The organism is Kitasatospora sp. NPDC041917, from assembly GCF_055589745.1.
Window position 1 is genome coordinate 214,167 of the sequence record NZ_JBVJBI010000004.1, and the last position, 14,565, is coordinate 228,731.

At 70.9% G+C, this 14,565-nt stretch carries 17 protein-coding genes; 11 read left to right on the top strand and 6 right to left on the bottom strand.

The window, feature by feature from the left end; translation table 11 throughout:
• The first annotated feature begins 266 nt into the window (after window positions 1-266).
• Both ACZ6EM_RS06710 and ACZ6EM_RS06715 read left to right on the top strand, forming a co-directional pair.
• Complete coding sequence (locus tag ACZ6EM_RS06710) at window positions 267-1,781, top strand: MFS transporter (protein WP_401054477.1); 1,515 nt, start codon at window positions 267-269, stop codon at window positions 1,779-1,781.
• An 89-nt stretch (window positions 1,782-1,870) separates the two neighbouring features.
• Window positions 1,871-2,641, top strand: coding sequence for a helix-turn-helix domain-containing protein (locus tag ACZ6EM_RS06715; RefSeq protein ID WP_465771849.1), 771 nt, complete (start codon window positions 1,871-1,873; stop codon window positions 2,639-2,641).
• Between the two features lie 10 nt (window positions 2,642-2,651).
• On the opposite strand, the gene ACZ6EM_RS06720 is transcribed toward ACZ6EM_RS06715, so the two are convergent.
• The gene (locus ACZ6EM_RS06720; RefSeq protein ID WP_401043719.1) at window positions 2,652-3,053 is read right to left on the bottom strand and encodes a VOC family protein; all 402 of its coding nucleotides are present in this window, start codon (window positions 3,051-3,053) and stop codon (window positions 2,652-2,654) included.
• Window positions 3,054-3,209: 156 nt separating this feature from the next.
• On the opposite strand from ACZ6EM_RS06720, the gene ACZ6EM_RS06725 reads away from it, so the two are divergent.
• Window positions 3,210-3,914: a hypothetical protein gene (locus ACZ6EM_RS06725; RefSeq protein ID WP_452180180.1), complete on the top strand. Its 705-nt coding sequence runs from the start codon at window positions 3,210-3,212 to the stop codon at window positions 3,912-3,914.
• A gap of 354 nt (window positions 3,915-4,268) precedes the next feature.
• Here the strand turns inward: ACZ6EM_RS06725 and ACZ6EM_RS06730 are convergent, their stop codons facing one another.
• On the bottom strand, window positions 4,269-4,733 hold the full coding sequence (locus ACZ6EM_RS06730; RefSeq protein WP_465771850.1) for a hypothetical protein: 465 nt from the start codon (window positions 4,731-4,733) through the stop codon (window positions 4,269-4,271).
• A 173-nt stretch (window positions 4,734-4,906) separates the two neighbouring features.
• Between ACZ6EM_RS06730 and ACZ6EM_RS06735 the strand changes: the two genes are divergently transcribed.
• The gene (locus ACZ6EM_RS06735; RefSeq protein WP_266296007.1) at window positions 4,907-5,104 is read left to right on the top strand and encodes a hypothetical protein; all 198 of its coding nucleotides are present in this window, start codon (window positions 4,907-4,909) and stop codon (window positions 5,102-5,104) included.
• A gap of 581 nt (window positions 5,105-5,685) precedes the next feature.
• Window positions 5,686-6,351, top strand: a complete 666-nt coding sequence (locus ACZ6EM_RS06740) for a nitroreductase (protein ID WP_465771851.1) — start codon at window positions 5,686-5,688, stop codon at window positions 6,349-6,351.
• 72 nt (window positions 6,352-6,423) lie between these two features.
• Here the strand turns inward: ACZ6EM_RS06740 and ACZ6EM_RS06745 are convergent, their stop codons facing one another.
• Together ACZ6EM_RS06745 and ACZ6EM_RS06750 are read right to left on the bottom strand one after the other, a co-directional pair.
• A complete protein-coding gene (locus ACZ6EM_RS06745; protein ID WP_465771852.1) occupies window positions 6,424-6,993 on the bottom strand; it encodes a peptide deformylase in 570 nt (189 codons plus the stop codon).
• Window positions 6,990-7,961, bottom strand: a complete 972-nt coding sequence (locus tag ACZ6EM_RS06750; RefSeq protein WP_465771853.1) for a helix-turn-helix domain-containing protein — start codon at window positions 7,959-7,961, stop codon at window positions 6,990-6,992. Before ACZ6EM_RS06750 ends, ACZ6EM_RS06745 begins: the two co-directional genes overlap by 4 nt.
• 143 nt (window positions 7,962-8,104) lie before the next feature.
• On the opposite strand from ACZ6EM_RS06750, the gene ACZ6EM_RS06755 reads away from it, so the two are divergent.
• The 4 genes from ACZ6EM_RS06755 to ACZ6EM_RS06770 are packed head-to-tail and all read left to right on the top strand — an operon-like array spanning window position 8,105 to window position 12,079.
• The gene (locus tag ACZ6EM_RS06755) at window positions 8,105-9,259 is read left to right on the top strand and encodes a glycosyltransferase (protein ID WP_465771854.1); all 1,155 of its coding nucleotides are present in this window, start codon (window positions 8,105-8,107) and stop codon (window positions 9,257-9,259) included.
• The gene (locus tag ACZ6EM_RS06760; RefSeq protein ID WP_465771855.1) at window positions 9,256-9,960 is read left to right on the top strand and encodes a hypothetical protein; all 705 of its coding nucleotides are present in this window, start codon (window positions 9,256-9,258) and stop codon (window positions 9,958-9,960) included. Before ACZ6EM_RS06755 ends, ACZ6EM_RS06760 begins: the two co-directional genes overlap by 4 nt.
• A complete protein-coding gene (locus tag ACZ6EM_RS06765) occupies window positions 9,957-11,192 on the top strand; it encodes a glycosyltransferase (RefSeq protein WP_465771856.1) in 1,236 nt (411 codons plus the stop codon). Before ACZ6EM_RS06760 ends, ACZ6EM_RS06765 begins: the two co-directional genes overlap by 4 nt.
• Complete coding sequence (locus ACZ6EM_RS06770) at window positions 11,189-12,079, top strand: glycosyltransferase family 2 protein (protein WP_465771857.1); 891 nt, start codon at window positions 11,189-11,191, stop codon at window positions 12,077-12,079. The genes ACZ6EM_RS06765 and ACZ6EM_RS06770 overlap by 4 nt, the downstream gene beginning before the upstream one ends.
• On the opposite strand, the gene ACZ6EM_RS06775 is transcribed toward ACZ6EM_RS06770, so the two are convergent.
• Complete coding sequence (locus tag ACZ6EM_RS06775; RefSeq protein WP_465771858.1) at window positions 12,037-12,537, bottom strand: P-loop nucleotide/nucleoside kinase family protein; 501 nt, start codon at window positions 12,535-12,537, stop codon at window positions 12,037-12,039. The two genes, ACZ6EM_RS06770 and ACZ6EM_RS06775, sit on opposite strands and share 43 nt — an antisense overlap.
• A gap of 104 nt (window positions 12,538-12,641) precedes the next feature.
• Between ACZ6EM_RS06775 and ACZ6EM_RS06780 the strand changes: the two genes are divergently transcribed.
• Together ACZ6EM_RS06780 and ACZ6EM_RS06785 are read left to right on the top strand one after the other, a co-directional pair.
• Complete coding sequence (locus tag ACZ6EM_RS06780; RefSeq protein WP_465771860.1) at window positions 12,642-13,559, top strand: FkbM family methyltransferase; 918 nt, start codon at window positions 12,642-12,644, stop codon at window positions 13,557-13,559.
• An 89-nt stretch (window positions 13,560-13,648) separates the two neighbouring features.
• Complete coding sequence (locus ACZ6EM_RS06785; protein WP_465771861.1) at window positions 13,649-14,125, top strand: NUDIX domain-containing protein; 477 nt, start codon at window positions 13,649-13,651, stop codon at window positions 14,123-14,125.
• Between the two features lie 103 nt (window positions 14,126-14,228).
• Here the strand turns inward: ACZ6EM_RS06785 and ACZ6EM_RS06790 are convergent, their stop codons facing one another.
• On the bottom strand, window positions 14,229-14,555 hold the full coding sequence (locus ACZ6EM_RS06790; RefSeq protein WP_401043684.1) for a hypothetical protein: 327 nt from the start codon (window positions 14,553-14,555) through the stop codon (window positions 14,229-14,231).
• Window positions 14,556-14,565: the final 10 nt, after the last annotated feature.

A 14,565-nucleotide genomic window follows, 5' to 3' on the forward strand; every position in this document is an offset into this window, starting at 1 on the left:
CGGCGCCACGAACGGTGTGCGGAGGTCGAACGATGTACGGCATTGCGAACAGTGTGCGGTGTCCGTACAGTGTTCGGAGCGGCGCACACCGTACCCCTGGGGACGGAGGGCGGTGTGCCCGCGACGACTTCCGCGCGGCTCCGGCCGGCCACGGCCACGGCTCGCGCGCTCATTCCAAAGCCCGAAGCCCGAAGCCCGAAGCCCGGGTTCGCAGCGAGAAGTTCAAACCCGGGTTCGACGCGAGAAGTTCACAGGGGGAAAACGCCGTGCAACGTCATCCGCAGCGCTGGCTCATTCTGGTCGTGCTCTGTCTCAGCAGCCTGGTGCTGGTGATCGACAACATGGTGCTCACGGTCTCCATCCCGCCGATCGCGGAGGACCTCAAGGCCGGGGCGCAGGACATCCAGTGGATCATCGACTCGTACATCCTGGTCTTCGCCGGCCTGCTGCTCACCTCGGGCAGCCTCTCCGACCGCTTCGGACGGCGGAAGGTGATGATCGTCGGACTCGCGTTGTTCGGCGCGGCCTCACTGGTCGCGGCCTACGCCGGCAGCTCCGGTGAACTGATCGCCGGGCGCGTCCTGATGGGCGTCGGCGGCGCACTGGTCATGCCGAGCACGCTCTCCATCCTGATCACCGTCTTCGACGACGAGGAGCGCCCGAAGGCGATCGCCGCCTGGACCGCCGTGGCCATGATCGGCCTGGTCGGCGGTCCGGTGCTGGGCGGCGCGCTGATCGCGCACTTCTGGTGGGGCGCGGTCTTCCTGCTCAACGTGCCGATCGCGGCGGTCGCCATCATCGCCGCGGTGCTGCTGATGCCGGAGTCCAAGGGACCGTGGCGCCGACCCGACCTGCCGGGCATGGTGCTGTCGATGGTCGGCATGACGGCGCTGGTCTGGTCGATCATCGTGCTGCCCCGGGACGGCTTCACCAGCGCGAGCACCCTCGGCGCGCTCCTGCTCGCGGTGGCCTCGCTGACCGGCTTCGCCGTCCGGCAGGTCCGCACCGACTCGCCGATGGTCCCGCTCAACCTGTTCCGCAACCGGGTCTTCACCGGCGCCAGCTTCTCGCTCGTCCTGCTGACCTTCGCCACCGGCGGGCTGATGCTGGTCCTCACCCAGTACCTCCAGTTCGTGCTGGAGTTCTCGCCCACCGACACCGGCCTCGCCTTCATCCCGCTGGCCATCGCCTCGCTGGTGTTCAACGCGCTCGGCGCGGTGCTCGGCAAGAAGGTCCCGGCGCGGGTGCTCACCTCGATCGGCATGCTGATCATCGCGGGCGGCTTCGGGCTGCTGGCCACCCTCACGGTCGGCGACGGCTTCACCAAGGTCGCCCTCGCCATGCTGGTGCTCGGCGTCGGCTCCGGCCTCGGCATGCCGGCCGCCGCCAACGCGCTCATGGGCGCCATCCCGAGCGAACACGCCGGCGTCGGCTCCGCGCTCAACGACACCATCCAGCAGTCCGGCGCGGCGCTCGGCGTGGCCATCCTCGGCACCGTGCTCTCCAGCACCTACACCGGTGCGATGCCCGACGCGGCCCCCGCCGCCGCCCGCCACGACATCACCGGCGCGCTCGCGCTGGGCGGCTCCACCGGGGACGGCGGACTGGTCGCGGCCGCCCGGGAGGCGTTCAACACCGCCACCTCCACCACCTTCACGGTGGGCGGCATCGCGGTCGTCGCGGCCGCGGCGCTCACCCTGGTGCTGATGCGCGACGGCCGGAAGACCGCCGACGGGACGGCCGGGGTCCCGACGGAGCCCACGGCCGAGCGGGTCGGCTGACCCCCTCCGGGCCGATGGCCCCGGCCGCCCCGGCGGCCGGGGCCATCGACGCCCGCGCGCTCGCCTCCCGGGGCGCGTAGCCTCGCGTCATGGACCCGTCCTCCCCGTACCTGGAGCGCGCGTCCCGGCTGCCCGGCGCGGTCGTATGGACGAAGCAGGCCCTCGGCCGTACAGATGCCGGACGCACGGGCGCGGATGCCGGACGTACAGGTGCGGATGCCGGACGTACGGGCGATGCCTTGGCCGGGGCCGTCCTGCCCGACGGCTGCATGGACCTGCTGTGGACGGAAGGCCGGCTGCTGGTCGCCGGACCGGACACCCACGCCTTCCGCCCCGGCCCCGGACTGCGCGGCCCATGGGTCGGCGTGCGCTTCCGCCCCGGTGCCGCCCCCGCCCTGCTCGGCGTCCCGGCCCACGAACTCCGTGACCGCCGCGTCGAGTTGGCCGACCTGCGGCCCGCCGCCGAGGTCCGGCACCTCACCGAACGCATCGACGCGGCCCCCGACCCGGCCGCCGCACTGGAAGCCCTCGCGCTGCGCCTGGCGGCCGAGGCGCCGCCCGAGGACCCGCTCATCCGCGCGGTGGCCGCCTCGCTCGCCGCCGGGCGGTCCGTCGCCGCGACGGCCGGGACGGTCGGCCTCGGCGCGCGCCAACTTCACCGCCGCTCCCTGACCGCCTTCGGCTACGGCCCCAAGACCCTCGCCCGGATCCTGCGCATGCAACGCGCCCTGGCCCTCGCCCGCGCCGGCGTCCCACTGGCCGACACGGCCGCCCGGGCCGGCTACGCGGACCAGGCCCACCTGTCCCGCGACGTACGGGAGTTGACGGGCATGCCGGTGACCGCGCTACTGCTCCCCTAGCCTCCTTCCCCTACAGCGGCGCGAGCAGATCCACCCCGTTGCCGTCCGGGTCGTGCACCACGGCGTACCGCTGCCCCCAGAAGGCGTCCCAGGGCTTCAGCTCCCCGTGGTACCCGGCGCCGGTCAACTCCTCGTACACCGCGTCCACCTGCGCGGGACTCGCGCAGCGGAACGCCAGCGCGGTGCGCGTACCGCCGCTCGGCGGCTGCCACGCGGGATGGAACGACCGGATGGTGGCCTCGGCGTCGAGCACCAGCAGCGGCCCTCCCGGCAACGTGCCCTCGACGTGCGGCTCCCCCTCGACCCCTGCCGGAAACTCCACCCCCAACCTCCGGTAGAAGGCGACCGAGGCGGCCATGTCCGAAACGGCCAGCCCGACGAAGGCGAACTGCGGTGCAGATGTGCTGTTCATGCCTGCCACGCTAGACACCCCCCACGCACCCGGTCTTGAACGAATCGGACACCCGGGGCCCGCCCGGTCCGCCCGCGCGGGCCCGCCACGAAGCGGCACCGACACCCCGACGCGCTCGGTCCCCGCGCGGGTCGCGGCGCCGGATCAGAATGGGTCATGCCCACACCGGACTCCTCGGGAACGCCACCCGAGCACCCATCGCCCGGCACGGCCCCCGCCCGGGCCGGAGAACGATGGTGGCCGGTCGTCTCCGCGGTGCTGACCACCGCCCTGCTGCACGTCCTGCTTCCCGAGACCTATCGGGAGAGCCCCCCGTGGGCGCTGCCGGCGGTCCTGCTCGTCCTGCTCGCCGTGCTGGTCGTCGGTGACCCCGGTCGCATCGACCGCCGCCGGCGGTGGCTGCGCGTGGTCACTGACCTGGTGATCGCGTTCGTGACGCTGGCGAACCTGTTCGCCGCCGGGCGGCTGGTGGCCGACATCCTGACCGGCAACACGATCTACGCCAACAACGCCACCGGCCTGCTGGCGACCGGCGGCGTGGTCTGGGCGACCAATGTCATCGCGTTCGCGCTCTGGTACTGGGACCTGGACCGGGGCGGGGCGGCCGCACGGGCGTACCGGCCGTTCGCCGACCCCGCGTTCGTCTTCCCGGAGATGCAGTACCCGCACCACGCACCGCCCGACTGGGTGCCGGTCTTCGCGGACTACCTCTCGCTGTCCTTCTGGACGGCCACGGCCTTCAGCCCGACCGACGTCTCCGCGATCCGGAGGTGGGCCAAGGCGCTGATGATGGCCCAAGCCGCCGTCTCACTGGCGGTCGGAGCCCTGGTGATCGCCCGCGCGATCAACATCCTCCAGTAGCCCGCCGTGCCGCCCGCGTCCCAACCAGGAGCCGCAGAAGGGCCCGGGCAACGCGAAAACCCCGCCCCGAGACCGCCGACGGCGCCGGGAACGACGAAGGCCCCGACCGGTGAACCGGTCGGGGCCTTCGTGAAGGCGGAGGATACGAGATTCGAACTCGTGAGGGGTTGCCCCCAACACGCTTTCCAATTCTCACGAACGGCGTCCGCCGGGGTTCACACCCGTCCTGACCTGCGCCGGAGCGAACCACTGGGCGGCGGCTGAACCCGGTTGGACGGGGGTGAATGAGACCAAAACTGAGACCAGCTGGCTCCGCTCACCAGGCCCGACAACCCCTACTCGCGACGTCTCTGGTCAGCTGGCTCCTGCCGCCTCCGCCATGAGGCGAGCCCGCTTCTCGGCACGCGGTTCGGCCTTCCAACCGGGCAGGAACGCCGACAGAAGCGGGTCGCTTTCGATCATCTGCTGCGTTGACCGCATGCCTTCGTCGATGATCGTGTCCCACTTCTCCGTGGCGAACCTGACGCGGCAGGGCAAGTCCTTGATGATCTTCTCGTCGACGGTCAAGTAGTTCGACGCACGCTGCCCCCTGGCCGCAGGCACATACGCATCGGTGCCAGCTTGGGAAGGAAGTAGCGAGATAAGGATTGCGTCCCCGTCCTCGGCAATCATCCGGGCAGCCTTGTTGGCTGCCGAGATCTCTGTCTTGGAGGGTTCCCGTTCGAGCATCTCGACCAGGGTCCTGCGGATGCTCACCGTCGCCCGGCTGGCCAGCGCGGTTTGCAGGGCCTGGCGGGCGGTTGCCGTCATCGATGTCATAGCGGCGATTGTCACGGCGGGCTTGCCCGAGGCCGTTCGTTTGAGGGCAACCTCGGCGTGTGTTCCCCCATACGGTAGACAAGTCCATGCCCCCTGCCGAAGCCCGTGAACGCCACCGGGCGCGTTCAGTTGAACCTCTCATCCCGAGACCTGAGCTGTGCGATGCTCCAGGCGTGAAGAAGGAACCGGCCGGGTGCGACCACCCTCAGGGGACGTCCGTAGGCCAGTACAACTGCTGGAAGAGCGGCGAGACTGAGGTCCACTTCGAGCTCGAAGAGTGGCCGGAGTGGAAGACGCAGCGGCTCGCGGAAATCCTCTTCAGCGGTCTCGTCGAGCGCTCAGCCAACGAATCAGCTCCACCGACCGAGTAGGCACGGTCGAAGGGCCTTCTCAACTCCGGCGATGCCGTGCAGCCTCAGTCGGTCTGCTCCTCGCCGTCCAGGTGCGCCATCGCGTAGTCGTACTCCTCGGGGTGCCGCGCCAGCCGCGCCATCACCCAGGCGGTACGCGCATCCATCCCAGCCCCGAAATCGGCGGCCAAGCGGCGGGCGCGCCATGTCGTCCGAGGCGCGAGAATCCAGCGCGTGAGCGGGAACTGCACACGGTCGACGCCAGCGGCCATCTCTCCTGCTGGCCCGAACTGGTCTTCCCGGGGCTGGCGGGGCTCGCCCGGTGAGTGAGTTGTTGGGTCGGCCACTCGACGAGTGTTGCGATGCTCGGGCCTCTGCGGTGTCGATCAGGGCAGTGATCACCGGAAAGAGCGGCTGAGCGGCTGTTCGTTGACACCGAGTGGAACGTCCTAGGCAGTGAGCATCCGGTAAGTCACCTCTGTCTCCCATAGTCCTATCAATGGCTGGACTGATCGTCGGGACGTCTTCCAACCCTCGGCGAGGCTCGGTACTGACGGCTGAATACGGTGGAGGGGCTCGGTTGAATGAGAGGACGCGAAGACGTGGATGTGTATGAGGCCGTGGACAGTCGCCGGGCCGTGCGGGCGTTCAGCGATGAGCCCGTGCCCAAGGAGGTACTCGAACGAGTGCTGATCGCAGCGACGCGGGCTCCGTCCAGCGGGAACCTCCAGCCATGGCGTCTGTACGTCGTGACCGGTGAACCCTTGGCGGAACTCAAGCGGACCGCGACAGCCAGGGCACTGGCGGGGGACCCCGGCGACGAGCGTGAGTATCCGATGTACCCGGACGGGCTGGCCTCGCCATATCTGGACCGCTTTGCTGCCGCCGCCGCCCAGCGGTACGAATCGCTGGGGATCGAGCGCGACGACCCGGACCGGCCCAGGAAGATTGCCACCTTGAACTCGGAGGCGTTCGGGGCGCCGGCCGTCCTGTTCTGCTACCTCGACCGGACGATGGGTCCGGGGCAGTGGGCTGACGCGGGGATGTACCTGCAGACGGTCATGCTGTTGTTGAGGGCCGAGGGGCTGCACAGCTGCCCCCAGGTGATGTGGACCGTGTACCGGGAGACTGTCAGCCGGGCAGTCGGAGCCGGTGACGGACTCGTGCTGTTCTGCGGCGTCTCAGTGGGGTTCGAGAAGGAGGGCGTGCCGCAACTGCGCACCGGGCGGGCGGATATGACGGAAACGGTGAGCTTCATCGGAGTGTGACTGTTGGACGGCCGAGATCGACAGGACAGTCCCTAGGCCCGGACGTGCGCTCAGCGCGAGCTGTGCTGGCGCTCACCGCTCGTAGGACCACGCTTGGCCGGTCTGCCGGTACTGCTCGACGGGGATGGGCTCGACGCCGGCAGCCATGCGTGCGGTGTAGAGCAGGCCGTCGAGGTGATCGATCTCGTGGTGGATCAGGCGGGCGAGTCCGCGTTCGTAGGTGGTGGTGGCCATCTGGCCGTCCAGGGCGGTGGTCTCCACGGTGATCTGCAGCGGCCGGGGGACCGAGCCGCGAACGTCGAAGAACGACAGGCAGCCCTCGAACTGCTCGTCCGCCTCGTCGGAGCGGTCGGTGATCCGCGGGTTCAGCAGGACGATCACCGGAGCGTCCGGGGAAGCGGGCTGGACGATGGCGGCGGCCCGGCCGATCCCGATCTGCGGTGCCGCGATGCCCATGCCCTTGGCGAAGGGGTGGACCTGGCCGATGCGCTCCATGGCTGTGAACAGCTTCTCGATGACCTGCTCGGCGGCCTGACGCTCGGTGGGCAGGTCGAAAGGGCGAGCGGGCTCGGCGAGGATGGGGGCGCCCTCCTGGACGACTCCGAGGTCACGCATCTGCTCGCTGGGCCGCACCTGGATCACCTGAACTCCCCTTGGGTCATGTCGCGTTCGGGTCGGGCCCGGAACCGCCATTCCAGACGGTACCGGGCGTGGAGGTCCGGCGTTGACGTGCTCCAGGAGAAGACGCGCATGCCGCCCTCCTCGCGCCGGACCGGGGCGGTCCGAAGCGGTGCCGCTTCAGCGGTCATGGACGTCTCCATGCCCCACACGGCGGGGTCGAGCTCGGAGGGGAAGGCGAGTTCGACTTCGAGGTGTTCGGTGGGCAGGCGGACCGCGCGCTGGAACCAGCGGCCCCATTTCTCCTCGCCGACCGAGTAGGCGTACTCGATCCAGACCTCCTCGCCCGGGTAGAGCGGGAAGCGGCCTTGCTCGTTCTCGAACAGCAGCCACACTTCCTTGAACGCGTCGCGGTCGTGCTTGGTCTGCCAGTTCATCGCCTCCCCGCGGCATGTCGCGGTCAGTGCGAGTTCGTCCCAGGTCAGCGGGTGTTCGCGGTAGTGGGCATTGGAGCGCTCGGGCTCGCCGGGGTAGCGGTCAACGCTGATGCGGATCAGGTAGCGGGTGATCGGCTCGCTGCCGGTGTTCCGCAACAGCCGGCGCATCGTCAGCCGGTAGTGGGAGCCGTCGAAGTCCAGGCGGGCGCCGTCGTGGGCCACGATGATCGCTGAGCCCGTCGCGTACGGCTGTTCGGGGCGGCGCGGGGCTGGTGGAGCCGCAGCCGGGGCCGCTCGGTTCTTGGCACCCTCGTAGTCCAGCCAGCGCTTCCAGACGGCCTTGCCCGCGTTGAGGGTCTCCTCCGAGCGACGCGCGAAGTCCTCGGTCGGCTTGTGCCGGCCGGATTCCACGTGGCTCACGTACGACGGGTCGAAGCCCATCTTGAGGGCGAGCCCCCGCTTGGACAGGCCGCGCACCTCGCGCCAGTACGAGACCTCCGCTGCGAACGCCTCGGCGGCTTGCTCAACGGTCGGGCTGTCGTCGCGCTCGTCCATCAAGGCCCCCGCCCTGGCTGCTGGATGAGATGAATGAACCGTGAGTGATCTCGATTCATCATTCTGTCACGCTCCTGGCCGCCGGTTTCCTTCTTTTGCCAGCCCGGGTCGACACCCGGGCCGAGAGAGGGAGGGCTCAAGCGATGCGCCTGCTGTACCTGCTCAACGTCTCCAACTCCAGCCAGCTGACTGCCGACTCCGGCTACACCTTCGCCGACATGCTCACCCCGGCCCTGGCCGACGCCGGGGTCGAGGTCACCGTGGCCGCTCCCGTCCCGGCCGGCGACGATCGCATGCAGTTCGAGCGGACTACGTCGCCCTCGACCAAGTACCGGGCCCGCTTCGACCCGGGCGTCGGCGCCCTGGTGCGGCTGTTCCGCCGCCAGCAGCCCGAAGTGGTCGTGGCCAACCAGATCGAGGCCGCCCCCGCGATCCGCGCCGCGCTCCTGGAAGCCGGAGTGGACGCGCGGATCGTCGGCTACTGCCACTACCTGCCGTTCTCCTTCACTGACACCGGCCAACTGGAGCTGGACCCCGCGATGGACGACGGCGGGCTGGGCCGCAGCGTCCTGCTGGCCTTCGCCGCCGGGCTCGCGGCCTGCGACCGCGTCCTGGTCCACTCCGGCACCGCCGCCTCGTGGACCGCCGCTGCCGCCGCCCGCACCGGCGTCGAACTCACCGAGAAGTTGCACGTGGTCCCCGCCCCCAGGGACGTGCGCCTGGTCCGCGACCTTGCCGAGATCACCCCGCCGGAGGGCCGGGCGGTCGGCATCTACAACCACCGCCTGTACGCCCACTACGGCACCGCCCGCTTCACCCAGCTCGCCCGCCACCTCGTCGCCGAGGCCCCGGTGCGGCTGACCGTGATGGACCTGTTCGGCACCCGCAGCGCCGAGCGGATCCGCCTGGATCCCAGCCCCGAGCGGAACTTGGAGGAGCTGGCGGCCGTGGACGGCGTCGCCATCGCCTCCGACCGCGGCGACCGCGTCCGCTACCGCAACCTGCTGGCCGGTGCCCACTTCGGCATCGCGCCGTTCCGGCCCGGCTGCCCCTGGTCCATGTCGGTCATCGACTGCCAGGCGATGGGCTTGCCGGTGATCGGCCCGCGCATCGGCTGGCTGGCCGAGCACCTCGACCCGGAGCTGGTGTTCGACACCGACGACCAGGCCGTCCGGATCGCCGAACGCCTCGCCACCGAACCCGAGTTCTACCTGGTGCACGCCAAGCGCGCGCACGCCTCCACCACGGACCTGACGCCCGCTGCGGTGGCCGCACGCTACCTGGAGGCGATCAAGTGACCGGCTTCGACGCGGTCCTGCTCTCCTACGACGAGCCGCTGGCCGACTCCCTGCACACCCGCCTGGCTCGCGTACTGGGCGGAACCGTCAAGCGTCTGCACGGGGTGCGCGGGATGCGCCGCGCCTACCGGCTCACGGCCGAACTCGTCGACACCGACCAGTTCTTCCTCGCTGACGGCGACTTCGCCATCGACCCCGCCTTCCCCGCCAGCGCGGTGGAGCCGCTGGCATCGGGCGTGTCGATGCGGGTCTGGCGGGCCGTCAACCCGGTCAACGGGCTCACCTACGGGTACGGCGGCCTCAAGCTGATCCGCACCAGCGCACTGCAGGAGATGGGCCAGGCCGTCGACGTGCTGGCCGCGCTGCCCGGCCGGGCCGAGTTCAGCCCGCACACAGCCGGGACCACCCTGTTCAACCAGACCCCGTTCCACGCCTGGAAGGCGGGCTTCCGGGAGTGCGCGATGCTCGCGCGCGGCAGCGAGTACGGCATGACCGACGCCTCCGCCCAGGAACGCATCGACGCCTGGACGGCCAGCAAGGACGGCGACTTCGCCGACTACGCGGCAGCCGGGGCCCGCGACGGCCTCGAGTTCGCCCGCACTGCGGCCCGCGACCCCAAGCGCTTCGAGGCGCTCAACGATCCGCCCTGGCTGCACCGGCACTTCATCACGCTGCACGGCGAGCAGGCGGTCGCCGGATGAGCACCCGCTGCGGGCCGCTGGTCCTGATCGAGCCGCAGGCGCACCTCGGCGGCGGGCACCACCAGCGCACGCTGACGGCGCTCGCCGCCGCCCGCCCGGGTGCCGTGGTCATCACCCCGCAGGGGATCGCAGACGGGCCCGGTCCGCTGCTGCGGGCCGGCTCCTGCATTGCTGCCGGACCGGTGTGTCCGGCAGCGAAGGCCCTGCTGGCCGCAGCCCGCGCGGCGGAACGCGTATCGACCGCTGGCAAGCGGGCCTTCCGCTCACGGCACTGGCCGTTGCCGCTCCGCCGACTGCCGCACCAGGTCACTCTGATCGCCCGCTGCCTAACCGAAGCCGGATGCCTGCGTACCGCCCGCCGCCTCGCCCCTCGGCCGGCGGCCGTGGTGATCCTCAGCGCGAGCGAAGCCCTGCACGGCATGACCGCCCTGCTCGGCGGTACCCCGCACCTGCGGTTCATCCACGAGCAGGTCACCACCGAAGACTCGCCCGTCCGGCTGCTGGGTCGGCTCGCCCGGCGGAGCGAGAAGCACGTGGTCGCCCTCTACCCGACCACCGCCGTCCGCGACCGGCTCTCCCCGGCCTTCCCCCACCTCCCAGGGCGGGTGCGGGCGTTCGCGGTCGACGACGGTCGGCCTCTCACCGCCGCCGAGCGCGACGGTGCCCGCGCCGCCTTCACCATCCCCGACTCGGCGACGGCGGTCTGCCTGGTCGGCGGCTGGTGGCCCTACAAGGACATCGCCACCGTCGACGCGGCCCTGGCCCGCCTCACCAAGCCGCTACACGTCCTGGTCTGCGGCACTCCGCTGGACGACGCGGTACTCGAACGCTGGCACCGCCTGCCCCTCGTCCGGGTCCACACCGTGCCCGGCCCGGTCGGCGAGGACGTCCTTCGGCTCGTCTACGCTGCCGCCGATGCCGCCCTGGTGGCACGGCGTCCCGGGACCGGCAAGGAGTCCGGGCTGGTCATGGACGCTGCCCGGCTCGGTGTCCCCCTGGTCGTCTCCGACCACGACCCGGACCTGACCGAGCGGCTGGCCGAACAGCCCTGGGTCCAGCTCTTCCGGGCCGGCGACCCGGGCGCCCTCGCCAAGGCCCTGGACCAGCTGGCGGACGGGCCGACCGCCCGGCCGGGGACGCGGGCCCCTGCGGTGCTGGACATGCTCCCGGCCTCCGAGCAGGCCGCCTACCTCACCGAGACGTACACCGACCTGGTCAAGGAGTACCGATGACGCCCGCTCCCCCCACCCTGGTCGCCGTGATCGGCCCGGTCGAACCGGCCCTGCTGACCGCCTGGACCGCCCACTACCGCGCGCTCGGCGTCGAGCGTTTCCGCCTCGCCTTCCACTTCGCCGAGCACGTCCCCGACGCCTGGCGCCGCCAGCTACTGGACACCGCTGAGAGCCTCGGCCTCCCCACCGGCCAGGTCAGCACCGGAGCGTGGCACGAGCACACCAACACCGAACTGCGCGACGCGCTGCGGGAGCAGGCCGGCCCCGGCTGGCACCTGCTCGCCGACTCCGACGAGTTCCAGACGTACCCGGCCCCACTCGGCGAGATCACCGAGGCAGCCGAAGAGAACGGCTGGGCGGTGGTGGGCGGCTTGATGCTCGACCGCGTGGCCGCTGACGGCCGACTCGCCCTCTGGCGCCCCGAGACCGGACTCGACCGCGCCTTCCCGCTCGGCGGCCACCTCACCCACCGCCTCCTCCAGGGCGACCCCCGCAAGATCGTCCTCGCGCTCTCGGACGTCGCCGTGGCCTCGGGCAACCACCGCGCGCCCGGCCGCAGGCCCGATCCGCTCACGCTCGCATGCGTCCACCACTTCAAGTGGCGCGCCGGCGTCCTGGACGACCTACGGCGCAGGGTCGACCGCTTCAGCTCCGGCGCCTGGACCGAGCACACCCCGGCAGTCCGGACCGAGGCCACCCGCCTGCTGCAGCACATCGACCGCCACCACGGCCGCATCGACGTCTCCGACCCCCGCCTGGCCTTCCGCCACGTCACGCTCGACCGCCTGCCCGACGACTGGGCCGCCGAAGCCGCCCGGATCCACGCCGCCTGGCGCCCGCCCCGTCAGAGCCAGCCCGGCTCCACGATCTCCTCGCCCTCGCCCTGAGGCGCCTCGAACCGCGCGAAGAAATCGTCCAGAGCCTCAGGGGTCACGATCAGCGCATTCGCGTCCCCCCGCCGGTTGCGCTCGGCCAGCCTGCGCAGCAGCTCGTCCCGATCGACGGGGAAGTACAGCAGCCGCCACCGACCGCCAGCCGACTCCACCAGCTCCTTCATCTCGTCGCGGTCCTTGCGCAGCCACAGCCCGTGGTCCCACACCACGTCCCGGCCCTCGGAGACCAGCTCGACCAGCCGGGAGTGCAGCTCGGCGACGACCGGGGCCTCCTTCTCGAAGTAGGTGTTCTCCGGGTAGTCGACGCCGTACCGACCGTGCCGCTCGTGGACGACCTCGTCCACCGACAACCGCACCACATCCTGCGGCCCCAGCTTCCGCTGGGCGTAGGTCGTCTTCCCCGAACCGGTGAGCCCCACCAGCAGGAACACCACCGGACCACTCTCGGTCACCGACAACTCCCCTCACCGCCACCAGCGTTCACCGGCAAGTCTGCCACCAAGGCCAGCACCGGGAACGGCGTTCCGCACCCTCCGCCACCTGAAGGAGTACACGCGTGCCCGCCTCCGCCCTCGCCCGTCTGCTGCGGGCCTACGTCCGCCACGCGCCCGGAACTGTCGGCAAAGCCCAGCTCGTCGACCGATTCCTCGACGACCACCTGCGAACCCGTCCCCTCCACACCGCTGCCCGGTTGCGCTCGGGTGACCTGGTCACCGTCACCACCAGCGACGTCATCCAGCGCTACCAGTACCTCTTCGGCGAGTGGGAGCCGAACCTGAGCGCCTTCCTGCGCGACCGCCTGCGGCCCGGGGACACCTTCGTCGACGTCGGGGCCCACCGAGGCGTGTTCAGCCTCCTGGCCTCCCACGCAGTCGAACCGACCGGCCGAGTCGTCGCCATCGAGCCCACCCCGCAGTTCCATGACGACCTCACCAGCGCGGCCACCGCCAACCACCGCGCCAACATCCGCACCGTCCGCGCCGCCGCCTCCGACCTCACCGGCACCCTGACCCTGTACTTGGAGGACCCGGCCAACCTCGGTCACACCACCGCCATCCGGCCCCGCCACGTCCACACCACCTTCCACGTGCCGGCCGCACCGCTCACCGAACTCCTGGGCCCGGCCGAACTCGACACCGCCCGAGTCATCAAGATCGACGTGGAGGGCGCCGAGGCGGCGGCGGTCAGGGGACTGCTGCCCGCGCTGTCGCACCTGCGCGAGGATGTGGAGCTGGTCGTGGAAGTCACTCCCAAGCTCCTGGCCAAGCAGGGCGAGAGCGCCGCCGGCATCATCGACGCCCTGCGCGAGCACGGCTTCCACCCGTACACACTCACCAACGACTACGACCCGGCCACCTACCCCCAGGCCATGCGCCGACCGCAGCCGCCCGTCCGCTGCACGAAGACCCCGGAGCAGATGACTGACCTGGTCTTCTCCCGCACCAACGCCGACCGCCTCACGCTCGGGCGCTGAGCATCCAGGCCGCCCGAGCTGTGGAGCCAGTCCCAGCCACCCGGCCGGACCACCGAGATCCTCCGGCACTTCAACAAGGAGTGGGCACCGTGACCACCACCAGCGTGATGAACAGCCGAAATGCGGTCAGCGTGATCGTTCACGACAAGGACACCGACGCGGTCGCCGCCGTGCTCTACACCGCCCGCAACTGGTCGCCGCAGCCGGCCTGGACCATCCCCGGTGGCAAGGTCGAGCCCGGTGAAGCCCTGGACGAGGCCGCTGCCCGCGAGCTCAAGGAGGAGACCGGCCTGCTCGTCGACCCGGCCGATCTCGTACTCGTCCACGTCATCCACGTCGAGCAGGGCTTTGACCAGGCCGGGCAGTTCGTCCTCTTCGTCTTCGCCGCCGACCGGTGGACCGGCGAACTGACCAACACCGAGCCGGACAAACACCTGGCTGCCCAGTGGGTCGCTGGGGACCGCCTCCCTGAGCCTGCGTTCCCGACAGCTACGCAGGCCCTTGCTACATACCGGGCTGGAGGTCCCTCCTTCTCCCGCTACGGATGGTCGGCCACCACGGCGTGATAGGCGGGCGGGGCGCAAGGGCGGTTGCCAGTACCGGCACCTCTGCCTGACCGACGCTCTACGGGCGGCCACCCAGCGGGTGCCCGCCCGTAGAGCTGTTGGTCTAGTCCCAGGTGGTGCCGGTGAGCAGGCCGTCGAAGGCGAGTGCCCGCATGGCGGTGTTGTAGTCGTCCCACTCGTCCCACTCGTCTTCGGGGGCAGTGAAGTGCAGGTCGAAGTACGCGCGGGTGAGATCGGGCTCGTGCCACTCGGCCGCGCAGCGGCAGCGGACGAAGACCTGCTGGCGGACGTTGAGGAGAAGCCAATCGCGGCGGGCGCGGCAGTTGGGGCAGGTGATGGGGATACCGCGGGCGTCGAGTTCGCCGGCGTGAGGGACGGCGCGGATGACGGCTCTGTGGTGGCCGTCGTGGTCGGTGCTGGGGTTGGTCAAGTGGTGCCCT

Coding starts and splice junctions, on each gene's coding strand:
- ACZ6EM_RS06725 (WP_452180180.1), top strand. CDS start 3,210: ATGCCCACACCGGACTCCTCGGGAACGCCACCCGAGCACCCATCGCCC.
- ACZ6EM_RS06765 (WP_465771856.1), top strand. CDS start 9,957: ATGAGCACCCGCTGCGGGCCGCTGGTCCTGATCGAGCCGCAGGCGCAC.
- ACZ6EM_RS06730 (WP_465771850.1), bottom strand. CDS start 4,733: ATGACATCGATGACGGCAACCGCCCGCCAGGCCCTGCAAACCGCGCTG.
- ACZ6EM_RS06715 (WP_465771849.1), top strand. CDS start 1,871: ATGGACCCGTCCTCCCCGTACCTGGAGCGCGCGTCCCGGCTGCCCGGC.
- ACZ6EM_RS06755 (WP_465771854.1), top strand. CDS start 8,105: ATGCGCCTGCTGTACCTGCTCAACGTCTCCAACTCCAGCCAGCTGACT.
- ACZ6EM_RS06720 (WP_401043719.1), bottom strand. CDS start 3,053: ATGAACAGCACATCTGCACCGCAGTTCGCCTTCGTCGGGCTGGCCGTT.
- ACZ6EM_RS06770 (WP_465771857.1), top strand. CDS start 11,189: ATGACGCCCGCTCCCCCCACCCTGGTCGCCGTGATCGGCCCGGTCGAA.
- ACZ6EM_RS06750 (WP_465771853.1), bottom strand. CDS start 7,961: ATGGACGAGCGCGACGACAGCCCGACCGTTGAGCAAGCCGCCGAGGCG.